Source organism: Kitasatospora sp. NPDC001539, assembly GCF_040298565.1.
In the GTDB taxonomy this organism is placed as follows: domain Bacteria; phylum Actinomycetota; class Actinomycetes; order Streptomycetales; family Streptomycetaceae; genus Kitasatospora.
On record NZ_JBEPAK010000373.1, the window covers coordinates 1 to 4636 of the forward strand.

At 73.2% G+C, this 4636-nt stretch carries 5 protein-coding genes; 4 read left to right on the top strand and 1 reads right to left on the bottom strand.

Annotated elements, in window-relative coordinates:
- Positions 1–33 precede the first annotated feature (33 nt).
- Complete coding sequence (locus ABT247_RS31845) at positions 34–675, bottom strand: TetR/AcrR family transcriptional regulator (protein WP_350749701.1); 642 nt, start codon at positions 673–675, stop codon at positions 34–36.
- 108 nt (positions 676–783) lie between these two features.
- Here ABT247_RS31845 and ABT247_RS31850 point away from each other — a divergent pair, with 108 nt between their 5' ends.
- The 4 genes from ABT247_RS31850 to ABT247_RS31865 all read left to right on the top strand — a co-directional run.
- Entirely contained in the window at positions 784–1821 is a 1038-nt protein-coding gene (locus tag ABT247_RS31850) for a medium chain dehydrogenase/reductase family protein (RefSeq protein ID WP_350749703.1), read from the top strand.
- Positions 1822–2087: 266 nt separating this feature from the next.
- The gene (locus ABT247_RS31855; protein WP_350749709.1) at positions 2088–3791 is read left to right on the top strand and encodes an MFS transporter; all 1704 of its coding nucleotides are present in this window, start codon (positions 2088–2090) and stop codon (positions 3789–3791) included.
- Positions 3788–4390 carry a MarR family winged helix-turn-helix transcriptional regulator gene (locus ABT247_RS31860; protein WP_350749706.1) on the top strand — a complete coding sequence of 201 codons (603 nt, stop codon included), beginning with the start codon at positions 3788–3790 and terminating at the stop codon, positions 4388–4390. Before ABT247_RS31855 ends, ABT247_RS31860 begins: the two co-directional genes overlap by 4 nt.
- A gap of 85 nt (positions 4391–4475) precedes the next feature.
- The coding region (locus ABT247_RS31865) for a transposase (protein ID WP_350749712.1) at positions 4476–4636 on the top strand (161 nt) is incomplete at its 3' end.

Here is a 4636-nt window from a genome sequence, read left to right on the forward strand (position 1 = left end):
TCCACGTCGCTCGTCCTATGTGGGGCGGCGGCGTCACCCGGCGTCGAGGCGCGCCAGAGTGGTGATGAGGCGGTCGGCGATGTCCGCGGGCCACGGGAAGGAGACCGTCACCGCCTTCTGGTGGGCCAGCCCGTGCAGGCCCAGCCACAGGGCGACGGTGTCCGCGAAGGGATCGGTGCTGGTGGACCGGCCCGCGGCGACACAGGCCTCCACGAGCCCGACGAGCAGGTGCAGGGTCCCGTGGCCGAGGGCTTCCACGTCCTGCGCCGTCACGGCGGTGTCGCGCAGCGCGGGCACCCACACGCCGCCGAACATCGTCCGGTAGCGCTGCGGGTGGTCCTCGCAGAAGCGCAGGTAGGCGTGGCACACGGCGAACAGCCGCCGCCGGGGGTCCTCCCCGGCCCCCTCCAGGGCGGCGCGCAGGGCCGCCTCCAACTGGTCGAAGGCCTGCTGCACCACGGCCAGCATGATGGCCGGCTGGTCCGGGAAGTGACGGTAGATCGACGGCGCGGCGATCCCCACCCGGCGGGCGACGGAGCGCAGGGTGACGGCCGTCTCCGTGCCCGCCTCCTCGAGCAGCTCGACCGCCGCGGCCACGATGTCGTCACGCAGGCGCCCACCCTCCCCGCGGCGGTTGCGCGGACGGGCGGGCGGCGCACTCGGTTCGTTGCTCATGCCGTGAGCTTACAAGTGAGAACTTACGGGTCCAAGCTCTTGCACGCCCCGAACTTACATGCGTAACCTTACGGACGTATCAGCCAGTGACCCGCCACGGAGTACGCCATGAGCAGCGCCGCAGCCACCCCCGCCACCGAGGTCATCCTGCCCGGCACCGTCGACCCCGACGGCCTGCAGGTGCGCACCCGCCACCTCCCCCCGCCCGCCACCGGCCAGGTCCTGCTCAGGATGGACGCCACCGGCGTGTCCTTCGCCGAACAGCAGATGCGCCGCGGCAAGTACTACGACCAGCCGCCCTTCCCCTTCGTCCCCGGCTACGACGTCGTCGGCACGGTGGTCGCCACCGGCCCCGGCGTCGACCCCGCCCTGACCGGACGCCGCTTCGCCGCCGTCACCAAGACCGGAGCCTGGGCCAGCCTCCTGCACCTCGACGCCGCCGACCTGGTCCCGGTGCCCGACGGCGTGACGGCCGCCGCCGCCGAGACCGTCGCCGTCAACGGCGTGACGGCCTGGCAGATGCTCCACCGCACCGCCCATGTGCCCCACGGCGCCACGATCGTGGTCCTCGGCGCCAACGGCGGCGTCGGCTCCACCCTCGTCCAACTGGCCCGCCACGCCGGGATGACCGTCATCGGCACCGCCTCCACCCGCCACCACGACACCGTCCGCCGCCTGGGCGCCACCCCCGTCGACTACCGCGACCCCGCCGTGTACCGGCGCATCCGCGACCTCGCCCCGCACGGCGTCGACGCCGTCTTCGACCACGTCGGCGGCCCCGCACTGCAGGACTCCTGGCGCCTGCTGCGCCGCGGCGGAGTGCTGGTCTCCTACGGCACCGCCGCCACCAAGGACGAGGACGGGAACTCGCGGCTGCCCGTGCTGAAGCTGTTCGCCCGGCTCGCCCTGTGGAACCTCCTGCCCAACGGCAGGTCCGCCCACTTCTACAACTTCTGGGCCGGGCGCCGTCGCCCCGAGGCCTTCCGCGCCCGGCTGCGCGAGGACCTCACCCAGGTCCTCGCGCTGCTGGCCGACGGCACGCTCACCGCCCAGGTCGCCGCCGAGTTCCCGCTGCGCGAGGCCGCGGCGGCGCTCGCCCTGGCCGAATCGCGCACCGTCGCGGGCAAGGTCGTCATCGTCCCCTGAACCGGACCGCCGGAACGCCGGAACGCCGGACCGCCGGAACGCCGGAACGCCGGACCGCCGGACCGCCGGACCGCCGGCCGGCCCCGCACCCCCGGGGCGCGGGGCTACCGGGGATGCGGCCGCCGCACTATCGTTAGGTGGCGGAAGCTATCGAAATCCACGCACCGACCTCCGGCGGCGAGCCGGCCCGGCCGGTAGGAGGCACGGTGGCGACACGGATCCCCGCAACCGGCAGCACCGGGCGCCGGCGCCCGACCCGTACCGGCATGGCGGCCGACGACCCCCGCTACAAGTGGGTGGCCCTGTCCAACACCACGCTCGGCACCCTGATCGCCACCGTCAACGCCTCGATCGTCCTGATCTCGCTGCCCGCGATCTTCAACGGCATCGGCCTGGACCCGCTGCAGCCCGGCAACGTCGGCTACCTGCTGTGGATGCTGATGGGCTACATGCTCGTCACCGCCGTCCTGGTCGTCACCCTCGGCAGACTGGGCGACATCCACGGCCGGGTGCGGATCTACAACGCCGGCTTCCTGATCTTCACCCTCACCTCGGTGGCGCTGTCCCTGGACCCGCTGCACGGCGGGCCGGGCGCCCTGTGGCTGATCGGCTGGCGGGTGGTGCAGGCGGTCGGCGGCTCGATGCTGATGGCCAACTCGGCGGCGATCATCACCGACGCGTTCCCCCTGCGCCAGCGCGGCACGGCCCTCGGCGTCAACATCGTCGCGGGCATCGCCGGCTCCTTCGTCGGCCTCGTCCTCGGCGGACTGCTGGCCGAGTGGAACTGGCGCTCGATCTTCTGGGTCAACGTGCCCATCGGCGTCCTCGGCACCGTCTGGGCCTACCGCTCGCTGCGCGAGACCGGCGTGCGCAGGAGCGCCCGGATCGACTGGTGGGGCAACATCACCTTCGGCGTCGGCCTCACCGCCCTGCTCGCCGCGATCACCTACGGCATCCAGCCCTACGGCGGCCACACCATGGGCTGGACCAACCCCTGGGTACTGGCCGGACTCCTCGGCGGCGCCGCGTTGCTGGCCCTCTTCTGCCTCGTCGAAGCCAGGACCGCCGAACCGATGTTCCCGCTCTCCCTCTTCCGCGACCCGGTCTTCGCCGGCGGCAACGCGGCCACCCTGCTGGGCTCCATCGCCCGCGGCGGACTGCAGTTCATGCTGATCATCTGGCTGCAGGGCATCTGGCTGCCGCTGCACGGCTACGACTACGCCGACACCCCGCTGTGGGCCGGCATCTACCTCGTCCCGCTGACCATCGGCTTCCTCGCCGCCGGACCCGTCGCCGGCTACCTCTCCGACCGCGCCGGAGCCCGGCTGTTCGCCGCCGGCGGGCTGGTGGTGATGGCCCTGTCCTTCGCCGGACTCCTCCTGCTGCCCACCGACTTCGGCTACCCCTGGTTCGCGCTCCTGGTCTTCCTCAACGGCCTCGGCGGCGGCCTGTTCGCCGCCCCCAACACCTCACTGATCATGTCCAGCGTGCCCGCCGCGGCCCGCGGCGCCGCCTCCGGCATGAGAGCCACCTTCCAGAACGCCGGCATGGTGCTGTCCATCGGCGTGTTCTTCTCCCTGATGGTGGCCGGCCTGGCCGGCTCCCTGCCGCACACCCTCACCACCGGCCTGACCGCCCAGGGCGTGCCCGCCGCCGACGCCCACGCCATCGCCGCCCTGCCCCCGGTGGGCACCCTGTTCGCCGCCTTCCTCGGCTACAACCCCGTCCGCCAACTCCTCGGCCCCCACGTCCTCGGCCAACTCCCGCCGGCCAACGCCCACACCCTCACCGGCCGGCAGTTCTTCCCGCAACTGATCTCCGGCCCCTTCCACGACGGCCTGGTCGTGGTGTTCTGGCTCGCGATCGCGATGTCCCTGGTCGCCGCGGCCGCCTCCCTGGTCCGCCACCGCACCCCGGACCCGGGCACGAGCACACCCGCCGCCGCCCCGGCCGAGGCGCAAGCACCGTGACCGCCCCCGGCGGCGGCCTGCCTGCCGAAGCCGTCGTCCGCCTGCGCCTGGCGATCGGCCGCCTCCACCGCCAGATGGTCCGCGCCTGCGGCGACCAGGACCTGCCCGCCGCCCAACTCTCCGCCCTGGCCCGCACCGAACAGCACGGCCCGCTGCGCCTGGGGGAACTCGCCGCGCGCGAGGGCGTCGCCGTCCCCTCCATGGTCCGCACCCTCGCCCCGCTGCTCGCCGACGGCTTGATCGCCAAGACCCCCGACCCGCTCGACAAACGCTCCGCCCTGCTCGCCCCCACCCCGCGCGGCCTGGAGACCCTCGACCGCATCCGCCGCGAACGCTCCGCCCTGCTGGCCCGGCGCAGCGCCCGGCTCACCCCCGACCAGTGCCGGCGGCTGGAAGAGGCCCTGCCGCTGCTGGAACTGCTCCTCGACGAACCCGACCCGCCCGGCCCGGCGGACCAGGACAGCCCGGTGGAACTGGACGGCCCGGCGGCCCAGGGCGGCCCGGTGGAACTGGGCGGCCCGACGGGCCAGGACGGCCGGGACCCTCGCCGACCGCCGTCCGACGGCGGCCATCCGCGCACACCCGGCGGCGGCGCCTGAGAAAGTGTTGGGTAAGTGATCAACTTCGGAGTGTGATGCACTTGCGGTGATCTTCGCCGGTCGGGTTTCCGCGAAGATCACCGCCATGTGTGTCTGTTCGTGTAAGCCTTCGTACGACTCGTCGTTGACGGACGCTCAGTGGGCGGTGATTGAGCCGCTGTTGCCGGAGCGGGATCCGCGCCGGGGTGGCCGTCCGCTGAAGTTTTCGCGTCGACTGGTCGTGGACACCGTGCTGTACGTGCTGGT